Here is an 18,754-nt window from a genome sequence, read left to right on the forward strand (position 1 = left end):
ATCTCCGCTGGGAGTCGACTCATAACCACCTTTCTTACAACTCCCCTAAGATGGCGCGAAGTTGTACTGTTTGGTTGTGAGCACCGAACACGCCGCAGTCGACGGGCGCAAGCGGACGCAGCGGTCCCACCGCGAGGTGGCCGACGTGCTGCGCGACCGGATCAGGTCCGGATCACTGCGGGCGGGGCAGCGCATGCCCACCCAGGCCGAGCTGGCCGACGAGTTCGGTGTGGAGCGCGGGACGGTGCGTGAAGCGCTGCGCGTCCTGCAGCGCGAGCATCTGCTGTCCAATGTGTCCAAGGGCAGCCCCGCCACGGTCGCGGAGGCCTCGGAGCGCGCGCCGGCCCATCCCGGCGAGGTGCGTCCGCAGCCCACGATGGTCGGTCTGGCCCCACGCATCACGGCCGCCTTCGAAGCCCCGCACGTAGAGATAGATGCGCTGTGCCTGACGTCCATCTCCCTCACCCTGGCCATCGGCGAACCGCTGCGGCAGATCCACGCGGGACAGCGCGAACCGGCCAAGGTCGACGTCCGGGTGCTGCTGCCCAGCCGGGACATCGACCTGGCCTTCCCCGCGCCGGTCGACAGCGGCGAGGACGAGGGCAGCCAGGTGCACCGGCGCTGGCTCGCGCAGCGCAACGCGCAGGGCCAGGTGCTGCGCCACAACCTCCTCGCGCTGCGCTCCTCGCACGGCATCGACGTGTCGGTGCAGTTCCGCGCGCTGCCGTTCACGCCGCCGGTGAAGCTGTATCTGATCAACGGCACGGAGGCGCTCTTCGCCTACTACACGCTCACCAAACGGGACGAGGAGATCGGCCAGGAATCCCTGGAGATGTACGACGCGCAGGGCACGCAGTCCATGCTGTTCCCGTTCCACCAGGGGGACGGGTTGCGGGACACGACCTTCGTGGAACAGTCCCATCTGTGGTTCAACGCGCTCTGGAACACGATCAGTCAGGACCTGGAGCTGGGGTCGCGCTGAGTCCGGTCAGCCGGCCGGGGCGGTCACCATCAGGGCGAGGACGACGGCGCCGATGGAGCTGCAGGTGGGGTTCTTCGCCTTCAGTCCCACGGTCAGCAGGAGGAGGCCCACGATGCCCATCGGGCCGTACTTCCACTGCACCAGCTGTTCCAGGGAGACGGCGACCACGGCTGCGAGGAGGGCTATGGCGGGCATGGTGGTTCCTCCTTCTGCCATCTTGAGTCAGTTGGCAACCAACTCTGCTTAGGTTGTCCCCACTTGGCGGGAGAACTAAAACAACTTTCCATCAACTGCCCAGAGATGGCCGTCAGTTGTATCGTTTGGCCGTGACCCAGGAGAACGTGGCAGTGAACGGCAGCGGAAAACGCTCACCCCAGGACATCGCCGACACCCTCCGGGACCGCATCCGGGCGGGCGAGCTCAGAGCGGGAGAACGCCTGCCGACCCAGGCCGAGCTGGCCGAGGAGTTCGGCGTCGAACGCGGAGCGGTCCGGCAGGCCATGAAAAAGCTCCAGAGCGAGGGCCTGCTGTCCAACGTCAGCAAGGGCAGCCCGCCCCGGGTGGCCCAGGCGGGACCCGCGGCGGCGAGCGTGGGGCCGCAGCCGTCGATGGTGGCGCTGGGCCCGCGCCTCGCCGACGCGTTCGCGCAGCCGCACGTGACGATCGACGTCGTGTCGTACACCGCGGAGACGCTGATGATCGCGATCGGCGAGCCGGTGCGGCTGATCCACGAGGGACGGCTCCATCCGCAGTCCATCAAGGTCCGCATCCTGCTGCCCAGCAGCGACATCAAGCTGGCGTTCCCGGTGCCGAGGGGGGACGACAGGGACGAGGCGGGCGACGACGAGTCCAACAGGGACCGGCTCCACCGGCGCTGGCTCGCACAGCGCAACGCGCAGGGCCAGGTGCTGCGCCACAACCTCCGCGCCCTGCGCTCCTCGCACGGCATCGACGTCGACGTCACCTTCCGCGCCCTGCCGTTCACCACGCCGGTCAAGCTGTACCTCCTGAACGGCAGCGAGGCGCTGCTGGCGTACTACACGCTGACGGCCAACTCCGTGGAGCTGGGCGAGAACGGGAGCGATCCGGAGGTGATGGACATCTGGGACGCGGGCGGCATCAAGGCCCCGGTCTTCTCCTTCGAACGGGCCGGCGCCGGGTCGCGCGACACCCTGTTCGTCGACGAGTCGCAGAAGTGGTTCGACGCACTCTGGGAAACCATCACGACTGACCTGACACTCTCTTAAATGACCCCCGACACGGTGACTCCGCCCACAGGTGAGAACGAGCGCATACGGCTGATGATCGAGCGCGCCCGCTTCGTGCTGCTCGACTTCGACGGGCCCATCTGCCGGCTCTTCGCGGGCCTCTCCGCCGCGAAGATCGCGGACGAGCAGGTCCGCTGGCTGGCGGCCCAGGGCCTGCACGGTCTGCTCACCGACGACGTGCGCGAGGAGACGGACCCGTTCGCCGTCCTGCGCGCCGTCGCGGACCGGCACCCGAGCAGCGACCTGGTGACGGAGCTGGAGGAACGGCTCACCCAGCACGAGCTGACCGCGGTCCCGAGCGCCTGGCCCACCCCGTACGCCGACGCGGTCGTCCGCACCTGGACGGCCGTCGGTGTCCGGCTCGCCATCACCACGAACAACTCGGCCCGCACGGCCGAGCGCTACCTCGCCTCCCGCGACCTGACGTCCTCCTTCGCCCCGCACGTCTACGGCCGCACCCACGACCTCCACCTGCTGAAACCCCACCCGCACTGCCTGACGAGGGCCCTGCACGCGATGGGCGCGGCCCCGTCCGACACGGTGATGGTGGGAGACGCGCCGTCGGACTTCGAGGCGGCAGCGGCGGCGGGCGTCGCCTTCCTGGGCTTCGCACGGAACGAGCGCAAGGCGAAGGTGTTGCGGGAGGCGGGGGTGCCGGACGCATATGTGATCTCGTCATGGGAGAAGGTATTGCGGCTCCTCCGAAGCGAGGGGAGCACCGCAAAAGCGTAAATCTGCGCACAAAGCGACAACGGACGGAAGACGACCTTCCATCGGATACCCTCAGCGCTCATGCCGTCACCTCCGCCTCGCACTCCCCACGAGGCGCCGAAGAGCGGTCGCCGCGAGTCGTGGATCCGACGCCTCGCCGACGCGCACCGGGATCATCCCGACCGCCACGTCGTGGCCGGTCACCACAACATCAACTACGTGGTGCCGCTCGGCTGGTGCCTCGCCCTGCTGCTGCGCACGATGCCGTTCCGGGCCCGGGTGAAGTGCCGGATGCCCCGTGACGTGGTGGAGGTCGTGCCCCGCATCTGGCCGAGCGAGACCGAACTGCTCGCGGTGGTGAGCCGGCACCTGGAGGAAGTCCCGCGCTGTCTGCGCGACTTCGGCGACTGGGCGCTGCACTCCTACCGGGCCGGGCGGGCGCTCTCCGAAGTGCAGCCCACCGGGCCCGTCGGGCCGGGGATGCTGCGCTCGTTCGCCGAGTTCTTCGCCCGCGCCGCGTCCGTACCGGCGCGGGAGCTGCCGCCGCGGCCCGTCGGCTGGCCGGAGTCGGGGCAGAGCCGGGAGTTCCTCCACTGGCTGATCGACTACACCGACGGCCGGGTGCACGGCCCCAATCGCTGGCGGTTCGAGGACCTCTTCACCGCCGTGGGGGTCCGCCGCGACGCCATAACGGCGTTCCGCGACGATCCGCGTTGCCAGGCCCTCGCATCCCGGCCCTTCTGCCTCCTCCACACCGACGTGCACCGCGCCAACGTCGTCGTCGACCGCAAGCAGATCGCCGTCATCGACTGGGAGCTGGCGATGTACGGCGATCCGCTGCACGACCTCGCCACGCATCTCGTCCGGATGGAGTACGACAAGGACGAGCATCTGCGGATGCGGGAGCTGTGGACGGCGGCGATGGAGCAGGCCGGGCACGTTGCGATGACGCGGGGGATGGAGGAGGACCTGCCCGTCTACCTGGACTTCGAGTACGCCCAGTCGGTCTTCCCCGACATCATGCGGGCGGCCCTCGACCTGGCCGAGGCACCGGAGGAGGCGGGCGCCCCCGCCTTCGCGGGCGCGGCCGTCCGGGTCTGCCGTGCACTGCGGCGTGCGGCCGAGCCGTTGCGGCTCGCGGAGGTGCCGGAGGAGGGGCGGGCGGAGCGGGCCCTGCGCGACTGGTACGCGGGGCCGTTCGGCCGGGCCCTGAGCCTGGAGGAGCGCCGCGGACCGCTCTCCGCCACGCGACGGGCCCCAGCCACCCGGCCCGCTTCGGCCGCTCTGGTCGTCGACGAGGCCCGCGACGGAACGTACATCCTGGAGGCGCGCGAGCCCGGAGCACGCGAGCCCGGAGTGCACCAGCCCGGAGCGCGTGAACTGAAGCCGGTGGCCGACCTGTTGGACGCGGCCCCCGACTGCTGTGTGCTCTTCGGCTTCGACGGTCCTCTCTGCCGCCTCTACCCGGACGGATCGTCGCGGCGCGTGGCCGACGAGCTTAGGAAGCACGTACGCGCGAGCGGTTACGAGGACCTCCTCACGCCGCGGGAAGAGCGGACCGCCGACCCGCATGACGTGCTGCGCGCCCTGGACCGCGCCCGTCCGGGCAGCGAGGTGGTCGCTCGTCTCCAGGAACTCCTGACGGCGGGCGAGGCGCGGGCGGCCCTCACGGCGTCACGCACGCCGGGCGCCGCCGAGCTGGTGCGCGAGCTGCGCAGGCGGCAGGTGCGGATCGCCGTCGTCACCGACAACTCCCCCCGCGCCGTGGCGGCCCACCTCCACCGCAGCGGCCTGTCCGCCGCCTTCGGACCGCACATCTACGGCCGGACGGACAGCCCGAGCCTGCTCGAACCGCACCCCGACAGCCTGGAGCGGGCCCTGAACGCGCTGGGTGCCGAGCCCGCCGACGCCCTCATGATCGGGAACACGGCGACCGAGGTGCTCGCGGCACGGAACGCCAAGGTCCTCTTCGTCGGCCACGCCCACGACGAGGCGGGCGAGCGGGCGCTGCGCGATGCGGGGGCCGAGGTGGTCGTCCCGTCCCTGGACCCGCTGCTCGGCCTGCTGGGGGCGGACCCCTCCTGACCGTGTGAGGTGGCGGGGCCGGCGCCGTGCCGAGGCCGGCCCGTCCGTCCTCTTCCTGACGGGTGGAGCGCGGGGGAACATGTTCTCGCCGTTGTGCCGTCCGGCCAACGCACGTGCCGTCAGGGGGGTTTGGGTGATACCGGGCGTTCGTCGTACGGCACGGCAGCGGGCCGCGGAGCGGTGGGCGAACGCGGAAGGGGCGGTGACCAAGGCGCTGTTGCTCGGGGTGGCCGTCCTGGGCCTGGTCGCCCAGTTCGTGCGGCCGGTCGGTGACGCGCTGGAGGGCAAGACCTATGTGGGCGGCGCCATCCTCAGCCTCGTCGGGTTCGTGCTGTACAGCGAGGTGCGGAAGCTGAACGACGCGCTGCGGCCCGACGTGCGGGACGAGGTGCCGTCGACTGATCTGGAGCAGTACTTCGATCAGGCCCTGAGGGTCAGGAGGCAGCCACAGGTCGCTGTCGACGCCATCGGCTTCACCGGCGAAACCGTGCTGTACCCGCTCGGCCGCAAGCTGGAGGGGCTCGACAGGGGCGCGCGGCGGGTGGTGCGCCTGCGCATCCTCGTCCCCGACTTCACCGCCCCCATGGCGATCCCCGGGATGCTGGACGAGCACGGGCGTGCCGTCGACGATCCACGCTTCCGGGGAGAGTTACAGCGCAAGGTCCAGGAGTACGAGGACGAGTGGCGGGCCCTGGCCCGGAGTCTGCGGCAGAGTGAACAGGCCGAGCTCGACGCGCAGTTCCGCGTGCTGCGCGTCACGCCGCTCCTGAAGTTCTGCCTGATCAACGGCGAGGAGCTGTTCGACGGCATCTACGACAAGGTCGTGGAGCGCCCGGCCCGTACGCCCCCGGAGCGACAGGTCCTCGACCTCATGGGCTACCAGGCGGTCCTCACCCGCTGGCGTGCCGAGACGGGCGCCGTGGCCCGGGCGAAGGTCGTCCAGCGCCAGGACCTCTTCGACACGCTGTGGCGGGTGGCCTCCCCGTTGGGCGGCGGACCCGGCTCCTGACGTCGTGGTCAGGAGGACGTCCGCCGTGCGAACAGCATGCCGCTCAGCGCCGCCGACGTCGTCAGGATCCCCGCGCACCACGCCAGCGCGACCCACGGAGTGTGCCCCACCGGCTGGTTCAGGAGGAGGCCGCGCAGGGACTCGATGACCGGGGTCACCGGCTGGTGGTCGGAGAAGGCGCGGAGCCAGGACGGCATCGTCCGCGTGGGGACGAACGCGCTGCTGGGGTAGGGCAGGAAGCTGACGAAGAAGGTGAAGCCGCCCGCCGCCTCGGCGGACCGGGCGAGCAGGCCCACCGTCGCGGAGAGCCAGGACAGGGCGAGGACGTAGGCGACGAGCAGGGCGAGCGCGGCGAGCGCGCCCGCCGGGGTCGCCGTCGGGCGGAACCCGATCGCCAGGGCGAGGCACAGGACCAGGAACGTCGCGACGAGGTTGCGCGCCGTGGAGGCCAGGACGTGGCCCGTCAGGATCGGGACGCCGCCGATGTCCAGGGAGCGGAAGCGGTCGATGATGCCGCCCCGGAGGTCCTCCGTGACGGCGACGGCCGTGTTCGCCGAGCCGAAGCCGGCGCAGAGCAGCAGGACGCCGGGGACGACGTACGTCACGTACGCCGTACCGGTGTTGATCGCGCCGCCGAAGAAGTACACGAAGACCAGCAGGAGCATGACCGGCATCGCGAGCGCCGTGATCAGCGCGTCGGTGTTGCGGCGGCTCAGCCGCAGGGAGCGGCCGGTCAGGGTCAGTGCCGGCGTCAGCGCCAGGGCCAGGGCCGTGGGAGGCGTGCGCGGCGGGGCGTCAGCGGTGGACATGGGCGGGTGCCTCCGTGGGGTGCGGGTGGTCCGTCGTGGGCCGGGTCAGGGCGAGGAAGACGTCGTCGAGGGAGGTCGTGCGCAGGGCGAACGTCGCCACGTCCGTGCGGTGCGGGTCGAACGCGTCGAGGAGTTCCCGTACGTGCCGTGCGGTGCCGTCCGTCGGGATGCCGAGGGTGAGCGTCTCGGGGGAACGGTGGACCGCCCGGTCCGTGAGGCGCAGGTAGGCGGAGTGCGTGGCGAGGGTGAGGTCCAGGCGGTGGCCCGCCACGCGCGACTTGAGCGCGGCGGCCGTACCGTCGGCGACCACCCGGCCCTCGTGCAACACCGCGATGTGGTCGGCCAGTTGATCGGCCTCCTCCAGGTACTGGGTGGTGAGGAACACCGTGGTGCCGCGGTCCGTGAGGCCGCGGACGACCTCCCACATCTGGCGGCGGCTGCGCGGGTCGAGCCCCGCCGTCGGCTCGTCCAGGAAGATCACCTCGGGGTCGCCGACGAGGCCCGCCGCGAGGTCGACGCGGCGGCGCATGCCTCCCGAGTACGTGACGACCAGGCGGTCCGCGGCGTCGGTGAGCCCGAAGACGGCGAGGAGCTCGGCGGCCCTGGCGCGGGCCGCGCGCCGGGACAGGCCGGCCAGGCGCGCCATCATCCGCAGGTTCTCCGCGCCCGTCTGCTTCTCGTCGACCGCCGCGAACTGGCCGGTGAGGCTGAGCGCGCGCCGCGCCGCGCGGCGCTGGGCGCGGATGTCGTGGCCCGCGACGCGCGCGGTGCCCGCGTCGGGTTCGGTGAGCGTGGCGAGGATGCGGACGGTGGTCGTCTTGCCCGCGCCGTTCGGCCCGAGCAGGGCGAAGACCGTACCGGGCGGCACGTGCAGGTCGATGCCGCGCAGGACGGGGAGGGGGCTGGGGGCGGGGCCGGGGGCGGAGGTGCGGCCCGCGCCCCCGGCGTACGCCTTGGTGAGGCCGGTCGCCTCGATGGCCGGGGGTGTGGGTGGCATGAGCGGCTCCTCGCATGGGTCGCTACTGCGTAGGGCATACGCATTACTGCGTAAGGGTTACGCAGAACTACGATGTGCGTCAAGCGTCGGAGGGCTCGGAGGGCTCGGAGGGCGGCGAGTACGGCGGGGACTGACACGGTGAGAGGCGGCTGGCGATGGTGGCGGACGACGGCGGGGACACGGGGCTGCCCGTCGGCCTGCAGGCGGCCTGGGGGCTGCGGGAACGCCCGGCGAAGGGGCCGAAGCGCGGACTCAGCGTGGACCACATCGTCGCCACGGGCATCGCGGTCGCGGACGCGGAGGGGATCGACGCGGTCTCCATGGGGCGCGTCGCGAAGGAGCTCGGCGTCTCGACGATGTCGCTCTACCGGTACGTCGCCGCCAAGGACGAGCTCTACGTCCTGATGCAGGACGCGGCGACGGGCCCGCCGCCCCCGCGGCCCGCCTCCGCGGACGGCTGGCGGGCGGGTCTTGAGTGGTGGGCGCGGGCGCAGCGCGACACGTTCCGGCGGAACCTGTGGCTGCTGCGCATCCCCATCGGCTCGCCGCCCGCGACACCGAACGGGCTGGCGTGGATGGAGCAGGGCCTGCAGGTCCTCGACGGCTGTGGCCTCGACGAGGGCCGGAAGATCTCCGTGATGATGCTGGTCGGCGGCTACGTGCGCAACGAGGTCTCCCTCATGTCCGGCCTGGACGCCGCGATGCGGGCCGAGGGGCTCACGCCGGACGCGGTCATGCGGCGCTACGAACGCACCGTCGACGCACTGACCTCGGCCCGCGCCGAGCGCTTCCCCGCGCTGCGGCGGCTGCTCGCCACGGGGGTGCTCGGGGAGGCGGATGCCGAGGACACGGAGTTCGAGTTCGGACTCGCGCGGGTGCTCGACGGGGTGGCGGTGCTGGTGGGTGGTCCGGGTTCCGGTGGCTGAGGCGGGCGCGGGTCGGTACGGGTGCGGGCGCTGGTCCGGGTGTTGGTACGGGTACTGGTCAGCGCCCCGCGCCCCCGTCGCCCCGCGTCCCGGAGGGCTCACGCATAGCGCGGTAGTCCCGCCCGGAGCTGGTCGTACGCCTCGTTCGCGGACCTGAGCGCGTCAGGGGCCGCCTCCCGCGCGCTCTCGCCCGCCGCGATGCGGCGCCACGTCTCCTCGGCGAGGATCCGCTGCACGGCCACGATCTGGCCGGCGGCCAGGCGGGCCTGGAGCGGGGTGCCGCCGTGCGCCTCGGTCAGGGCGGCGGCCAGCGCCTGTTCGGAGCGGTCCTGGTACCCGTACAGGCGGGCGACCAGGGACGGGGTGCCGTAGAGGAGGCGGTGGAAGGCGCGGACGGCGGGGACGTCGCAGAGGCCCGTCACCGGGTCGTTGCGTTCGAGGCCGGCCAGGAAGTTGCGGTGCAGGGCGTCGAGCGCGGCCGTGCCGGCGGGGCGCGCGGCGACCACCCGGGCCGCCTCGTCCTCGTGGTCGGAGAAGCGGTGCAGGACCAGGTCCTCCTTGGACGCGAAGTACCGGAACAGGGTCGGCTTGGAGACCTCGGCCGCCTCCGCCACCTCCGCGACCGACACCTTCTCGAAGCCCCGCTCCAGGAAGAGCGCGATGGCTGTCTCGGAGATCTCCTCGTACCTGCGCTGTTTCTTGCGTTCGCGCAGGCCACCGGGGGCGGGAAGGCCGCCGGGTGCTCCCGGTGTGCCGACCGCGCCAGACGTGCCGGGCGCTCCAGCCGTGCCGGACGCTCCGGCCGCCCCCGGCGCCGGGCTCAACTGATCGCTCGTCCTGCGGGCGCTGCTCATGCCCACAGTGTACCCGCTCGCGAAACCCGGTTATGAATTTAACTCGGTTACATTATTCTCGACGCATGACCACCCCGACACCCCACGGCGCCCACGCCCTCGACCGGGAACGCGACCACCACGACCTCTGCCGCGCCGCCCTCACCGCCATGGTCGAGGGCGCCGAGGAACGCGTCGTCAAAGGCGCGGACGTCTCGGCCTCGGGGGCCGACGCCGAAGTGCTCGGCTACCAGTTCCGCAGCCACGCCAAGGCCATGCGCGAACTCCCCGAGGCGCCCCTCTTCTTCGGCCGCCTCGACTTCGCCGACAGCGGCCCCGAGGGCGAACGGGCCGGCGACCACCGCGGCCAGCGCTACCACGTCGGGCGGCTCCGGATCACCGAACACCCCTCCGCGCCGCCCCTCGTCGTCGACTGGCGCGCCCCCGTCTCCCGCGCCTTCTACCAGGCCGGCGCCCACGATCCGCAGGGCGTCGCCGTCCGCCGCCGGTTCGGCTGGGCGCCCGGCAGCAAGGGCGCCTCCGCCGACCTCACCGGCATGGAGGACGAACTCCTGGACGGAGCGCAGGAGTTGACCGGGGCCGCCGGCGACGCCCCCTCCGGCCGCATCCTCGCCGGCGAGATCGAACGCCCCCGCGTCGGCCCCATGCGCGACATCGCCGCCACCATCCAGCCCGACCAGGACGACCTCGTACGCGGAGAACTCGCCGCCTCCGTCTGCGTGCAGGGCGCCCCCGGCACCGGCAAGACCGCCGTGGGCCTGCACCGCGCCGCGTACCTCCTCTACACGTACCCCCAGCGCGTGCGGCGTTCCGGCCTCCTCATCCTCGGGCCCAACCGCACCTTCCTGCGCTACATCGCCGAGGTGCTGCCCTCGCTCGGCGAGAGCGGCGTACGGCAGTCCACCGTCCAGGACGAGATCGCGCGGCATCCGGTGCGCGCCGTCGACGACGAGGCCGCCGCCGTCGTCAAGCACGACGTGCGGATGGCCGAGGTGCTGCGCCGCGCGCTGTACGCGCGGGTCGCGCCGCCCGCCGAGCCGCTCGCGGTGGTGGACGGTTCGTACCGGTGGCGGGTGCCGCTCGGTGAGCTGGAGCGGATCATCGAGGACGTACGGGCCGAGGGGTCGCCGTACGCCGTCGGGCGCGAGCGGGTGCGCGGCCGGGCCGTGCGGGCGATCCAGGAGCGGGCCGAGCGGCGGGCCGGGCCGCAGGGCGGCGCCTGGCTGCAGAAGGTGGGGCGGTCCCGGCCTGTCGGTGCCTTCGTCGACGCGGCCTGGCCCAAGGTCCGGTCCGACGAGGTGCTCGCCGCGCTCCTCGGCGACGCGGACGCGCTCGCCGCCGCGGCCGACGGCGTCCTCGACGAGGCGGAGCAGCGGGTCCTCCGCTGGGTCCGGCCGCCGCGCTCGTACAAGTCCGCGCGGTGGAGCGCCGCCGACCTGGTGCTGCTCGACGAGATCGAGGGACTCCTCGAACGGCCCGCCGGATACGGGCACATCGTCGTCGACGAGGCGCAGGACCTCTCGCCCATGGAGTGCCGGGCCATCGCGCGCCGCGCCGGCTTCGGCTCGCTGACCGTCCTCGGCGACCTCGCGCAGGCCACCACGCCCTGGGCCGCCCGCAGTTGGCCCGACCTCCTCGCCCACCTGGGCAAGCCGGACGCCGCGGTCACCCCGCTGACCGTCGGATTCCGCGTGCCGCGCGCCATCGTCGGCCTCACCAACCGGGTCCTTGGGCAGCTCGACGTGGACGTGCCGCCCGCACAATCCATGCGTGCGGACGGGGAGTTGGCGATCAGGGAGGTGCCGGACGTGGCGGCCGCCGCCGTCGGGGCGGTGCGCGATGCGCTGGGGCGGGAGGGGTCCATCGGGGTCATCGCGGCCGACGGAGAGGTGGAGCGGCTGCGTGCGGTGTTCGGCGCGGCGGGCGTGGCGGTGGCCGGTCCCGACGAACTCGGCGCCCGCGTCGCCCTGTTGCCAGCATCGGTCGCGAAGGGCCTGGAGTACGACCACGTGGTGGCCGTCGAGCCCGCGGCGATCGCGGAGGCGGAACGGCGCGGAATGCACCGGCTGTACGTCGTCCTCACGCGTGCGGTCTCCCGGCTCGACGTGCTGCACAGCAGACCGCTGCCGTGGGAGGTGTAGCGCGGGGACGGGGGGCGGGGCTCTCGGAGTTCTGGGGTGCTCCGCTGGGGCGCCGACCGGCGGCCTGCCCCGGCCTGCTGCGGCCCGCTCCGGCCTGCTCCGATCAGGCGTGAACGCGGTGCCGGGCCCGGCGGGCGCACCGCACCGCGCCCCTCTTCCGGCAAGCTGCCCGGAACAGCTCGCCGCCGACGGTTACGGAGTCCGCCCATGCCCCACCCCGCCGCCCCCGAGCCCTCGCAGCCCTTCGAGCCCGCGGGGCCCCGCGAACCCACGGCGCCTCGCGAACCCACGGAACCGGAGACCGTGCCGGCGACGTGCGGGCACACCCACCTGTTCCCGGGGGCCCGCTGCCGCCTCCAGGGACTGCACGACCCGCACGCCTTCGCCGCCGCACCATGGCCGGTCGGCGTCGACCTGCGGTTCTCCGACGGGGTGATCGTCGACGCGGAACTGCGTGCCGGGGGCGAGGCGGACCCCGTACTCACCGTGCCGTCCTACACCACCGGCGCAGGCACCCGCATCGACGAACGCGCCTGGCTGGTAAGGGAGTTCACCCTCACCGGAACCGAGGTGGAGTTGACGACCGGCACCCACGCGTCACCCTGAAGCGGCCCCCACCCTCTCAGCGCCGCCCGAGCAGCTCCGTGATCCGGGTCGAGCCGTCGGCGCCGTGGCCCTCGCCGATGACGCGGCGGGCCAGGCCCTCGGCGGCGCGCATGACGCTCGCGTCGATGCCGTGGGATTCGGAGGTGTGGATGACGTGGGCCATGGTGGAGGCCGCCGAGGTGATCGGATTGACCTCACCCGAGTACGTGCCGGTGTCCACGTCGACCGCGAACTCCTCGAAGAGCGCCGGCAGGATCGCGCTGATGCCGGCCGCGAACGGCGCGAGCTCCCGCGCGGAGATCCCCTCGGCCTTCGCCACGGCCAGCGCGTGCAGATAGCCGGTCATCGAGGTCCAGAAGACGTCGAGGAGCGCGACGTCGTACGCCGCCGCCCGACCGATGTCCTCGCCGAGGTGGGTGTGGGTGCCGCCGAGCGCGTCGAGGACGGGGCGGTGCTCCTCGTAGAGCGCGGCGTCACCGCTGTGGAGGAAGACGCCGTGCGGCGTCCCGATGGTCGTGGTCGGCGTCATGATCGCGCCGTCCAGGTAGCGGATGCCGTGCGCGGCGGCCCAGTCGCCGGTGTCCCTGGCCCGGTCGGGGGTGTCGGCGCTGAGGTTCACGAGGGTGCGCCCCTTGAGGGCGCGGGTGACGTCGTCGCGGCGCAGCACGGCGTCCGACGCGTCGTAGTTGACGACACAGACGACGGTCAACGGGCTTGCGGAGACGGCCTCTTCGGCCGTGGCGGCGCTCACCGCGCCGAGCTCGACGAGCTCGCCGTCCCGTCCGGGCGTCCGGTTCCACACGGTGGCCCGCACCCCGGCGGCGAGGAAGGCGCGGGTGAGGGCCCGGCCCATGGGGCCCAGCCCGAGAACGGTGACGGTGGGAGGGGTGGACGTAGAGATGGTCGTGGCCATGGTGGTGGCGGACGGCTGGTGGGTGTGCTGAGGCATGATTCGACTTCCGTATGCGCAGAAAAATGGATGAGTCGCAGCGGAGGGTGCCGTGAAGGGGGAGGGGTACGAAGATGACGCGCAGCCGCGCCCATGACCCGAACGTGTGCGGGGTGACCGCCGCGATCGCGGTGATCGACGGCAAGTGGAAGACCGCGCTGCTCTGGACGCTGGAGACCGGCCCGCGCCGCCCCGGCGAGATGCGCCGCATGCTGCCGGGGCTGACCGAGAAGGTGCTGACCCAGGCGTTGCGTGAAATGGAGGAGGACGGCCTCGTGCTCCGGGAGGTGCACGACGTACGGCCGTTGAAGACCGTCTACTCCCTCACGGGGTTCGGCAGGGACCTCTGTGCGGCGCTGGCCCCGCTGTCCGACTGGGGACACCGGCGCCTGGACGGGATGGCGGCGCGTGTTCCCGTCGAGACCGCTGTACGGCAGGACTTGTGACGCCCCATCACCTCCGTCTCCCCTTTGGCCGGCGCTGTCCGCCGCTGCCCCATCAGCTTCGCCGCCGGCCGGGCGCCCGCCAAGTACCCACTTAAAAGTGGCCATGCCGCAGCGCCCGGCCGGTGGGGCATCGTCATCCGACGACGTCGGCGACCACACAGCTGACGTTGTCGGGTCCGCCCAACGCGTTGGCCAGCGCGACGAGTTCCCGTACGGCCTCCTCGGGATCGTCGACCGTGGCGACCACCCGGCGCACCTCCTCGGAGGGGACGACGGTGGACAGGCCGTCGGAGCAGAGCAGGTAACGGTCTCCGGGGCGGACGTCGTGCAGGCGGACGTCGAGGGCCGTGTCCGACCCACCCGTCAGGGCCCGGTGCAGCATCGCCGGCTGGGGGTGGGAGGACGCCTCCTCCGGGGTGATGCGGCCCTCGTCGAGCAGCGACTGCACCACCGTGTGGTCGTGGGTGATCTGGAAGAACTCGCCGTCGCGCAGGAGGCAGGCCCGGGAGTCGCCGATGTGCACGAGCGCGAGTTGCGAGCCGGTCCAGAACATCGCGGTGAGCGTCGTACCGACGTGGTTCGTGTCGTGATTCGTGTCGTTCGTGTCGTTCGCGGCAGGCGCTTCCGTGGCGGCGTCGCGCACAGCCTGCCGGGTCGACTCGATGGATTCCTCCAGGACGTCGAGGAGCTGCCTGCCCTCCGGAGCTTCCGGGGCTTCCGGGGCTTCCGGGGCTCGCAGGACCTCCGGGGTCTCCAGGCGCTTGAGCGAGCCGACGGCGGCGGCGCTCGCTGCTCCGCCCGCGGGGCCGAAGCCGTCGGCGACGGCGAGGAGGCGGGCACCCGCGTACGCGATGTCCTGGTTGCTCTCCCGGACGAGGCCGGTGTCGGACAGTGCGGCGCCGCGGATGCGGAGGGGCTGGGTCGTCGCGGACAAGGTGGGGTCCTTCCAGGTCAGATGGTCGACGAGGAAGGTGGCGAGATCCCGCCGGGCGGCGGTCTCGGCCTCGACCTGCGCCCAGTACGCGCGTACCTCCTGGGCGGCGGTCTCCGCCGGGCCTGCCACTGGACCTGTCGCCTCCGTATCCGCATCCGCGTCCGCCAGCGCGCACACGTGCTGGACGCGGGCGAGCGGCATGCCCAGGCGGCGGAGCCAGCCGACCAGGCGGGCCCGGTCCAACTGGTCCGGGGCGTAACGGCGGTAGCCGGTCACCGGATCGACGACGGCCGGGCGCAACAGGCCGAGCTCGTCGTAGAGGCGCAGTGCCTTCGGCGACAGCCGGGACGCCTTCGCGAACGCCCCGATGGTCAGCAGCCTCATGGCCCGCCCCTCCCTCGTACCGGGCACGGCGCCCGGCCCCACCGATGCTGCGGCTTCCCCCAAGGTGAAGGTCAACTACCGGTTCAGCGGTCCGCGTGCGGCTGGACGAAACGGAGCATGTTGCCCGCCGGATCACGGAAGGCGCAGTCCCGTACGCCGTACGGCTGGTCCACCGGTTCCTGGAGCACCTCGCCGCCCGCGGCGCGCACCCGCTCGAAGGTCGCGTCGCAGTCGGCGGTGCGGAAGTTGACGCCGCGGAGCATGCCCTTGGCCATCAGCTCGGCCGCGGCCCGCCGGTCGGCGGCCGGGGCGTTCGGGTCGGCGAGCGGGGGTTCGAGGACGATCTCCACGCCCGGCTGCGCGGGCAGCCCCACGGTCACCCACCGCATCCCTTCAAAACCTACGTCGTTGCGCACCTCGAAACCGAGCACGTCACGGTAGAAGGCGAGCGCCTTGTCGTGATCGTCGACGGCGATGAAGCACTGCGCGAGTTCGATGTCCATGTCTTCCACGCTAGGCACTCGGGTCGGTCTTCGCTTCTCCGTTCCTGACCGGCCGGGTGCGCAGTTTGGCGACGCAGGCGGGGACGGCGGCGCCGGCGGCGTGGTCGCGGGCCCGGTAGGCGCTCGGGCTCTCCCCGACCAGCTCGGTGAAGCGCGAACTGAACGAGCCGAGCGACGTACAGCCCACCTCGAAGCAGACCTCCGTGACGCTGAGGTCACCGCGGCGCAGCAGCGCCTTGGCGCGCTCGATGCGGCGCGTCATGAGGTAGCTGTACGGGGTCTCGCCGTACGCGGCACGGAAGCTGCGCGAGAAGTGGCCCGCCGACATGAGGGCGCCGCGGGCCAGCGCGGGGACGTCCAGCGGCTGCGCGTAGTCGCGGTCCATCCGGTCGCGGGCCTGACGCAAGCGGACGAGGTCGGAGAGGGGAACACCGGACATACGGGGCACAGGACCACCGTACCGAGCGCGGCGCCGCGGCGCCCTCGTACGACGGCGGCACCATCCGTATGGCAGGGGCACCATTCGTACGACAGCGACATCCCCGTACGACGGCGGCACCCGCCCCCCTCACGCCCCGACGTACTTGGCCAGGTGCTCCGCCGTGCGCGTGGAGCGGGCCGCGATCAGGTCGGCGGGCGTGCCCTCGAAGACGATCTTTCCGCCGTCGTGGCCCGCGCCCGGCCCGAGGTCGATGATCCAGTCGGCGTGGGCCATGACCGCCTGGTGGTGCTCGACGACGACGACCGACTTGCCCGCGTCGACAAGCCGGTCGAGGAGGCCGAGCAGCTGTTCGACGTCGGCGAGGTGGAGGCCGGTGGTCGGCTCGTCGAGTACGTAGACGAGTCGGTCGCCGCCCTTGTCGGCCATGTGGGTGGCCAGCTTCAGCCGCTGCCGTTCACCGCCGGAGAGGGTGGTGAGCGGCTGGCCCAGGCTGAGGTAGCCGAGCCCGACGTCCGCGAGGCGCCGCAGGATCCGATGGGCGGCGGGAGTGTGCGCCTCCGCGAGCGCTTCCGTATCCGTATCCGTATCCGTATCCGTATGCGCATCCGCGGGCGCCTCGCCGCCGCCGAAGAACTTCTCGGCCTCGTCCACCGACATCGCGAGGACCTCGCTGATGTCGCGCCCGCCGAGGCGGTACTCGAGCACCGACGCCTGGTAGCGCCTGCCCTCGCAGTCCTCGCACGGGGTGGCCACGCCGGACATCATCGCCAGGTCGGTGTAGATGACGCCGGCGCCGTTGCAGGTCGGGCAGGCGCCCTCGGAGTTGGCGCTGAACAGCGCGGGCTTCACTCCGTTCACCTTCGCGAACGCCTTGCGGATCGGGTCGAGCAGCCCGGTGTACGTCGCGGGGTTGCTGCGCCGCGAGCCGCGGATCGGCGTCTGGTCGACGGTCACCACCTGCGCGCCGGCCGGCATCGACCGGTGCACGAGCGAGCTCTTGCCGGATCCCGCGACGCCGGTCACGACGGTGAGCACCCCGAGCGGGATGTCGACGTCGACGCCGCGCAGGTTGTGCGTGTCCGCGCCGCGGATCTCCAGCGCCCCGGTGGGTTCGCGCACGGTCTCCTTCAGCGCGGCCCGGTCGTCGAAGTGGCGGCCGGTGACGGTGTCGGAGGCGCGGAGCCCCTCGACGGTGCCCTCGAAACAGACGGTGCCGCCGCCCGTGCCCGCGCCGGGGCCGAGGTCCACCACGTGGTCGGCGATCACGATGGTCTCCGGCTTGTGCTCGACGACGAGCACGGTGTTCCCCTTGTCGCGCAGCCGTAGGAGCAGGTCGTTCATCCGCTGGATGTCGTGCGGGTGCAGGCCGATCGTGGGCTCGTCGAAGACGTACGTGACGTCGGTGAGCGAGGAGCCGAGGTGCCGGACCATCTTGACGCGCTGCGCCTCGCCGCCGGAGAGGGTGCCCGCGGGGCGGTCGAGCGCGAGGTAGCCGAGCCCGATCTCCACGAACGAGTCGAGGGTCTGCTGGAGGGCGGTGAGGAGCGGGGCGACCTTGTCGTACGCGGGATCGTGCGCGGGGCCGTTCGCGGGGTCGTTCGCGGGGCCGGGGGCACCCGCGGGCGTGTCTTGGCGCAGCCCCCGTACCCACTCGGCCAGGTCCCGGATCTCCATGGCGCAGAGGTCCGCGATGGACTTCCCCCCGATCTTCGAGGAGCGGGCGCCCTCGCTGAGCCGGGTGCCGTCGCACTCGGGGCAGACGGTGAAGGTGACCGCCCGCTCCACGAACGCCCGGATGTGCGGCTGCAACGACTCCTTGTCCTTGGCGAGGAACGACTTCTGGATCTTGGGGATCAGCCCTTCATAGGTGAGGTTCACGCCGTTGACCTTCACCTTGACCGGCTCCCCGTAGAGGAAGGCCTGCAGCTCCTTCTTCGAGTACGCGCGGATCGGCTTGTCCGGGTCGACGAAGCCGGACTGGGCGTAGACCTGCACGGTCCACTGGCTGTCGGACTTCCAGCCGGGAATGGTGAACGCGCCCTCGGAGAGCGACTTGGAGTCGTCGTAGAGCTGGGTGAGGTCGATGTCGGAGACGCTGCCGCGGCCCTCGCAGCGGGTGCACATGCCGCCGGTGCGCTGGAAGGTCGCCTTCTGGGCCTTGGTCTTGTTGCCGCGCTCGACGGTGATCGCGCCGCTGGCCCGTACGGAGGCGGTGTTGAAGGAGTACGCGCTGGGCGGGCCGATGTGCGGCTCGCCGAGCCGGCTGAAGAGGATGCGGAGCATGGCGTGGGCGTCGGTGGCGGTGCCGACCGTGGAGCGCGGGTCGCCGCCCATCCGCTGCTGGCCGACGGTGATCGCGGTGGTCAGCCCGTCGAGCACGTCGACCTCGGGCCGCGCCTGCGCCGGCATGAACCCCTGGACGAACGCGCTGTACGTCTCGTTGATCAGCCGCTGCGACTCCGCGGCGATGGTGTCGAAGACCAGGGAGCTCTTGCCCGAACCGGAGACCCCGGTGAACACGGTGAGCCGCCGCTTGGGGATCTCGATGCTGACGTCTTTGAGGTTGTTCTCGCGGGCGCCGTGCACGCGGATGAGGTCGTGCCGGTCGGCGGCGTGCGGGGCGGCCCCGGAAACGGGGGCGGCGGGTGCGGGCGTGGCCGCGGCCGCAGTCTGCGGTGGGGTGGTCTTCCGGGCCTTGCTCATGGTGG

The 18,754-nt window shown here is 72.2% G+C and carries 18 protein-coding genes; 9 read left to right on the forward strand and 9 right to left on the reverse strand.

Annotated elements, in window-relative coordinates; translation table 11 throughout:
• Window positions 1-70: 70 nt before the first annotated feature.
• A complete protein-coding gene (locus ACFYO9_RS36065; protein ID WP_358777832.1) occupies window positions 71-982 on the forward strand; it encodes a GntR family transcriptional regulator in 912 nt (303 codons plus the stop codon).
• A 6-nt stretch (window positions 983-988) separates the two neighbouring features.
• Here ACFYO9_RS36065 and ACFYO9_RS36070 read toward each other — a convergent pair whose 3' ends face one another.
• Complete coding sequence (locus tag ACFYO9_RS36070; RefSeq protein ID WP_355819293.1) at window positions 989-1,177, reverse strand: hypothetical protein; 189 nt, start codon at window positions 1,175-1,177, stop codon at window positions 989-991.
• Between the two features lie 125 nt (window positions 1,178-1,302).
• Here ACFYO9_RS36070 and ACFYO9_RS36075 point away from each other — a divergent pair, with 125 nt between their 5' ends.
• The 4 genes from ACFYO9_RS36075 to ACFYO9_RS36090 all read left to right on the forward strand — a co-directional run bounded on the left by ACFYO9_RS36075 (window position 1,303) and on the right by ACFYO9_RS36090 (window position 6,055).
• Entirely contained in the window at window positions 1,303-2,229 is a 927-nt protein-coding gene (locus tag ACFYO9_RS36075) for a GntR family transcriptional regulator (protein WP_358777831.1), read from the forward strand.
• A complete protein-coding gene (locus tag ACFYO9_RS36080) occupies window positions 2,230-2,982 on the forward strand; it encodes an HAD family hydrolase (RefSeq protein ID WP_358777830.1) in 753 nt (250 codons plus the stop codon).
• A gap of 60 nt (window positions 2,983-3,042) precedes the next feature.
• Entirely contained in the window at window positions 3,043-5,046 is a 2,004-nt protein-coding gene (locus ACFYO9_RS36085; RefSeq protein ID WP_358777829.1) for a phosphotransferase, read from the forward strand.
• A 133-nt stretch (window positions 5,047-5,179) separates the two neighbouring features.
• A complete protein-coding gene (locus ACFYO9_RS36090; protein ID WP_358777828.1) occupies window positions 5,180-6,055 on the forward strand; it encodes a hypothetical protein in 876 nt (291 codons plus the stop codon).
• Between the two features lie 8 nt (window positions 6,056-6,063).
• Here ACFYO9_RS36090 and ACFYO9_RS36095 read toward each other — a convergent pair whose 3' ends face one another.
• Both ACFYO9_RS36095 and ACFYO9_RS36100 read right to left on the reverse strand, forming a co-directional pair.
• Window positions 6,064-6,864 (reverse strand): ABC transporter permease, encoded by an 801-nt coding sequence (locus ACFYO9_RS36095; RefSeq protein WP_358777827.1) that lies wholly within the window; start codon window positions 6,862-6,864, stop codon window positions 6,064-6,066.
• Window positions 6,851-7,861, reverse strand: coding sequence for an ATP-binding cassette domain-containing protein (locus ACFYO9_RS36100; RefSeq protein ID WP_358777826.1), 1,011 nt, complete (start codon window positions 7,859-7,861; stop codon window positions 6,851-6,853). Before ACFYO9_RS36100 ends, ACFYO9_RS36095 begins: the two co-directional genes overlap by 14 nt.
• A 155-nt stretch (window positions 7,862-8,016) precedes the next feature.
• On the opposite strand from ACFYO9_RS36100, the gene ACFYO9_RS36105 reads away from it, so the two are divergent.
• On the forward strand, window positions 8,017-8,787 hold the full coding sequence (locus ACFYO9_RS36105; RefSeq protein ID WP_358777825.1) for a TetR/AcrR family transcriptional regulator: 771 nt from the start codon (window positions 8,017-8,019) through the stop codon (window positions 8,785-8,787).
• A 98-nt stretch (window positions 8,788-8,885) separates the two neighbouring features.
• Here the strand turns inward: ACFYO9_RS36105 and ACFYO9_RS36110 are convergent, their stop codons facing one another.
• Window positions 8,886-9,641, reverse strand: a complete 756-nt coding sequence (locus tag ACFYO9_RS36110) for a TetR family transcriptional regulator (protein ID WP_358777824.1) — start codon at window positions 9,639-9,641, stop codon at window positions 8,886-8,888.
• A gap of 65 nt (window positions 9,642-9,706) precedes the next feature.
• Between ACFYO9_RS36110 and ACFYO9_RS36115 the strand changes: the two genes are divergently transcribed.
• Complete coding sequence (locus ACFYO9_RS36115) at window positions 9,707-11,782, forward strand: AAA family ATPase (RefSeq protein ID WP_358777823.1); 2,076 nt, start codon at window positions 9,707-9,709, stop codon at window positions 11,780-11,782.
• A 207-nt stretch (window positions 11,783-11,989) separates the two neighbouring features.
• Complete coding sequence (locus ACFYO9_RS36120; RefSeq protein WP_358777822.1) at window positions 11,990-12,388, forward strand: hypothetical protein; 399 nt, start codon at window positions 11,990-11,992, stop codon at window positions 12,386-12,388.
• Window positions 12,389-12,404: 16 nt separating this feature from the next.
• Here the strand turns inward: ACFYO9_RS36120 and ACFYO9_RS36125 are convergent, their stop codons facing one another.
• A complete protein-coding gene (locus tag ACFYO9_RS36125; protein ID WP_358777866.1) occupies window positions 12,405-13,301 on the reverse strand; it encodes an NAD(P)-binding domain-containing protein in 897 nt (298 codons plus the stop codon).
• Between the two features lie 110 nt (window positions 13,302-13,411).
• On the opposite strand from ACFYO9_RS36125, the gene ACFYO9_RS36130 reads away from it, so the two are divergent.
• Entirely contained in the window at window positions 13,412-13,783 is a 372-nt protein-coding gene (locus ACFYO9_RS36130) for a helix-turn-helix domain-containing protein (protein ID WP_358777821.1), read from the forward strand.
• A gap of 133 nt (window positions 13,784-13,916) precedes the next feature.
• Here the strand turns inward: ACFYO9_RS36130 and ACFYO9_RS36135 are convergent, their stop codons facing one another.
• The 4 genes from ACFYO9_RS36135 to ACFYO9_RS36150 form a co-directional block, all read right to left on the reverse strand.
• A complete protein-coding gene (locus ACFYO9_RS36135) occupies window positions 13,917-15,101 on the reverse strand; it encodes a MerR family transcriptional regulator (protein WP_358777820.1) in 1,185 nt (394 codons plus the stop codon).
• Between the two features lie 83 nt (window positions 15,102-15,184).
• On the reverse strand, window positions 15,185-15,604 hold the full coding sequence (locus ACFYO9_RS36140; protein WP_355819256.1) for a VOC family protein: 420 nt from the start codon (window positions 15,602-15,604) through the stop codon (window positions 15,185-15,187).
• A 10-nt stretch (window positions 15,605-15,614) separates the two neighbouring features.
• Window positions 15,615-16,043, reverse strand: coding sequence for a helix-turn-helix transcriptional regulator (locus tag ACFYO9_RS36145; RefSeq protein ID WP_355819253.1), 429 nt, complete (start codon window positions 16,041-16,043; stop codon window positions 15,615-15,617).
• 129 nt (window positions 16,044-16,172) lie between these two features.
• The gene (locus ACFYO9_RS36150) at window positions 16,173-18,749 is read right to left on the reverse strand and encodes an excinuclease ABC subunit UvrA (RefSeq protein WP_358777819.1); all 2,577 of its coding nucleotides are present in this window, start codon (window positions 18,747-18,749) and stop codon (window positions 16,173-16,175) included.
• Between the last annotated feature and the right edge of the window lie 5 nt (window positions 18,750-18,754).

This window comes from Streptomyces sp. NPDC005863 (genome assembly GCF_042871345.1).
GTDB lineage: Bacteria > Actinomycetota > Actinomycetes > Streptomycetales > Streptomycetaceae > Streptomyces.

Bases quoted from the DNA above. Each gene is read 5' to 3' on its own strand.
- ACFYO9_RS36125 (WP_358777866.1), bottom strand. From the start codon at position 13,301: ATGGCCACGACCATCTCTACGTCCACCCCTCCCACCGTCACCGTTCTC.
- ACFYO9_RS36140 (WP_355819256.1), bottom strand. From the start codon at position 15,604: ATGGACATCGAACTCGCGCAGTGCTTCATCGCCGTCGACGATCACGAC.
- ACFYO9_RS36100 (WP_358777826.1), bottom strand. From the start codon at position 7,861: ATGCCACCCACACCCCCGGCCATCGAGGCGACCGGCCTCACCAAGGCG.
- ACFYO9_RS36150 (WP_358777819.1), bottom strand. From the start codon at position 18,749: ATGAGCAAGGCCCGGAAGACCACCCCACCGCAGACTGCGGCCGCGGCC.
- ACFYO9_RS36085 (WP_358777829.1), top strand. From the start codon at position 3,043: ATGCCGTCACCTCCGCCTCGCACTCCCCACGAGGCGCCGAAGAGCGGT.
- ACFYO9_RS36095 (WP_358777827.1), bottom strand. From the start codon at position 6,864: ATGTCCACCGCTGACGCCCCGCCGCGCACGCCTCCCACGGCCCTGGCC.
- ACFYO9_RS36130 (WP_358777821.1), top strand. From the start codon at position 13,412: ATGACGCGCAGCCGCGCCCATGACCCGAACGTGTGCGGGGTGACCGCC.
- ACFYO9_RS36080 (WP_358777830.1), top strand. From the start codon at position 2,230: ATGACCCCCGACACGGTGACTCCGCCCACAGGTGAGAACGAGCGCATA.
- ACFYO9_RS36110 (WP_358777824.1), bottom strand. From the start codon at position 9,641: ATGAGCAGCGCCCGCAGGACGAGCGATCAGTTGAGCCCGGCGCCGGGG.
- ACFYO9_RS36070 (WP_355819293.1), bottom strand. From the start codon at position 1,177: ATGCCCGCCATAGCCCTCCTCGCAGCCGTGGTCGCCGTCTCCCTGGAA.
- ACFYO9_RS36145 (WP_355819253.1), bottom strand. From the start codon at position 16,043: ATGTCCGGTGTTCCCCTCTCCGACCTCGTCCGCTTGCGTCAGGCCCGC.
- ACFYO9_RS36120 (WP_358777822.1), top strand. From the start codon at position 11,990: ATGCCCCACCCCGCCGCCCCCGAGCCCTCGCAGCCCTTCGAGCCCGCG.
- ACFYO9_RS36105 (WP_358777825.1), top strand. From the start codon at position 8,017: ATGGTGGCGGACGACGGCGGGGACACGGGGCTGCCCGTCGGCCTGCAG.
- ACFYO9_RS36135 (WP_358777820.1), bottom strand. From the start codon at position 15,101: ATGAGGCTGCTGACCATCGGGGCGTTCGCGAAGGCGTCCCGGCTGTCG.
- ACFYO9_RS36115 (WP_358777823.1), top strand. From the start codon at position 9,707: ATGACCACCCCGACACCCCACGGCGCCCACGCCCTCGACCGGGAACGC.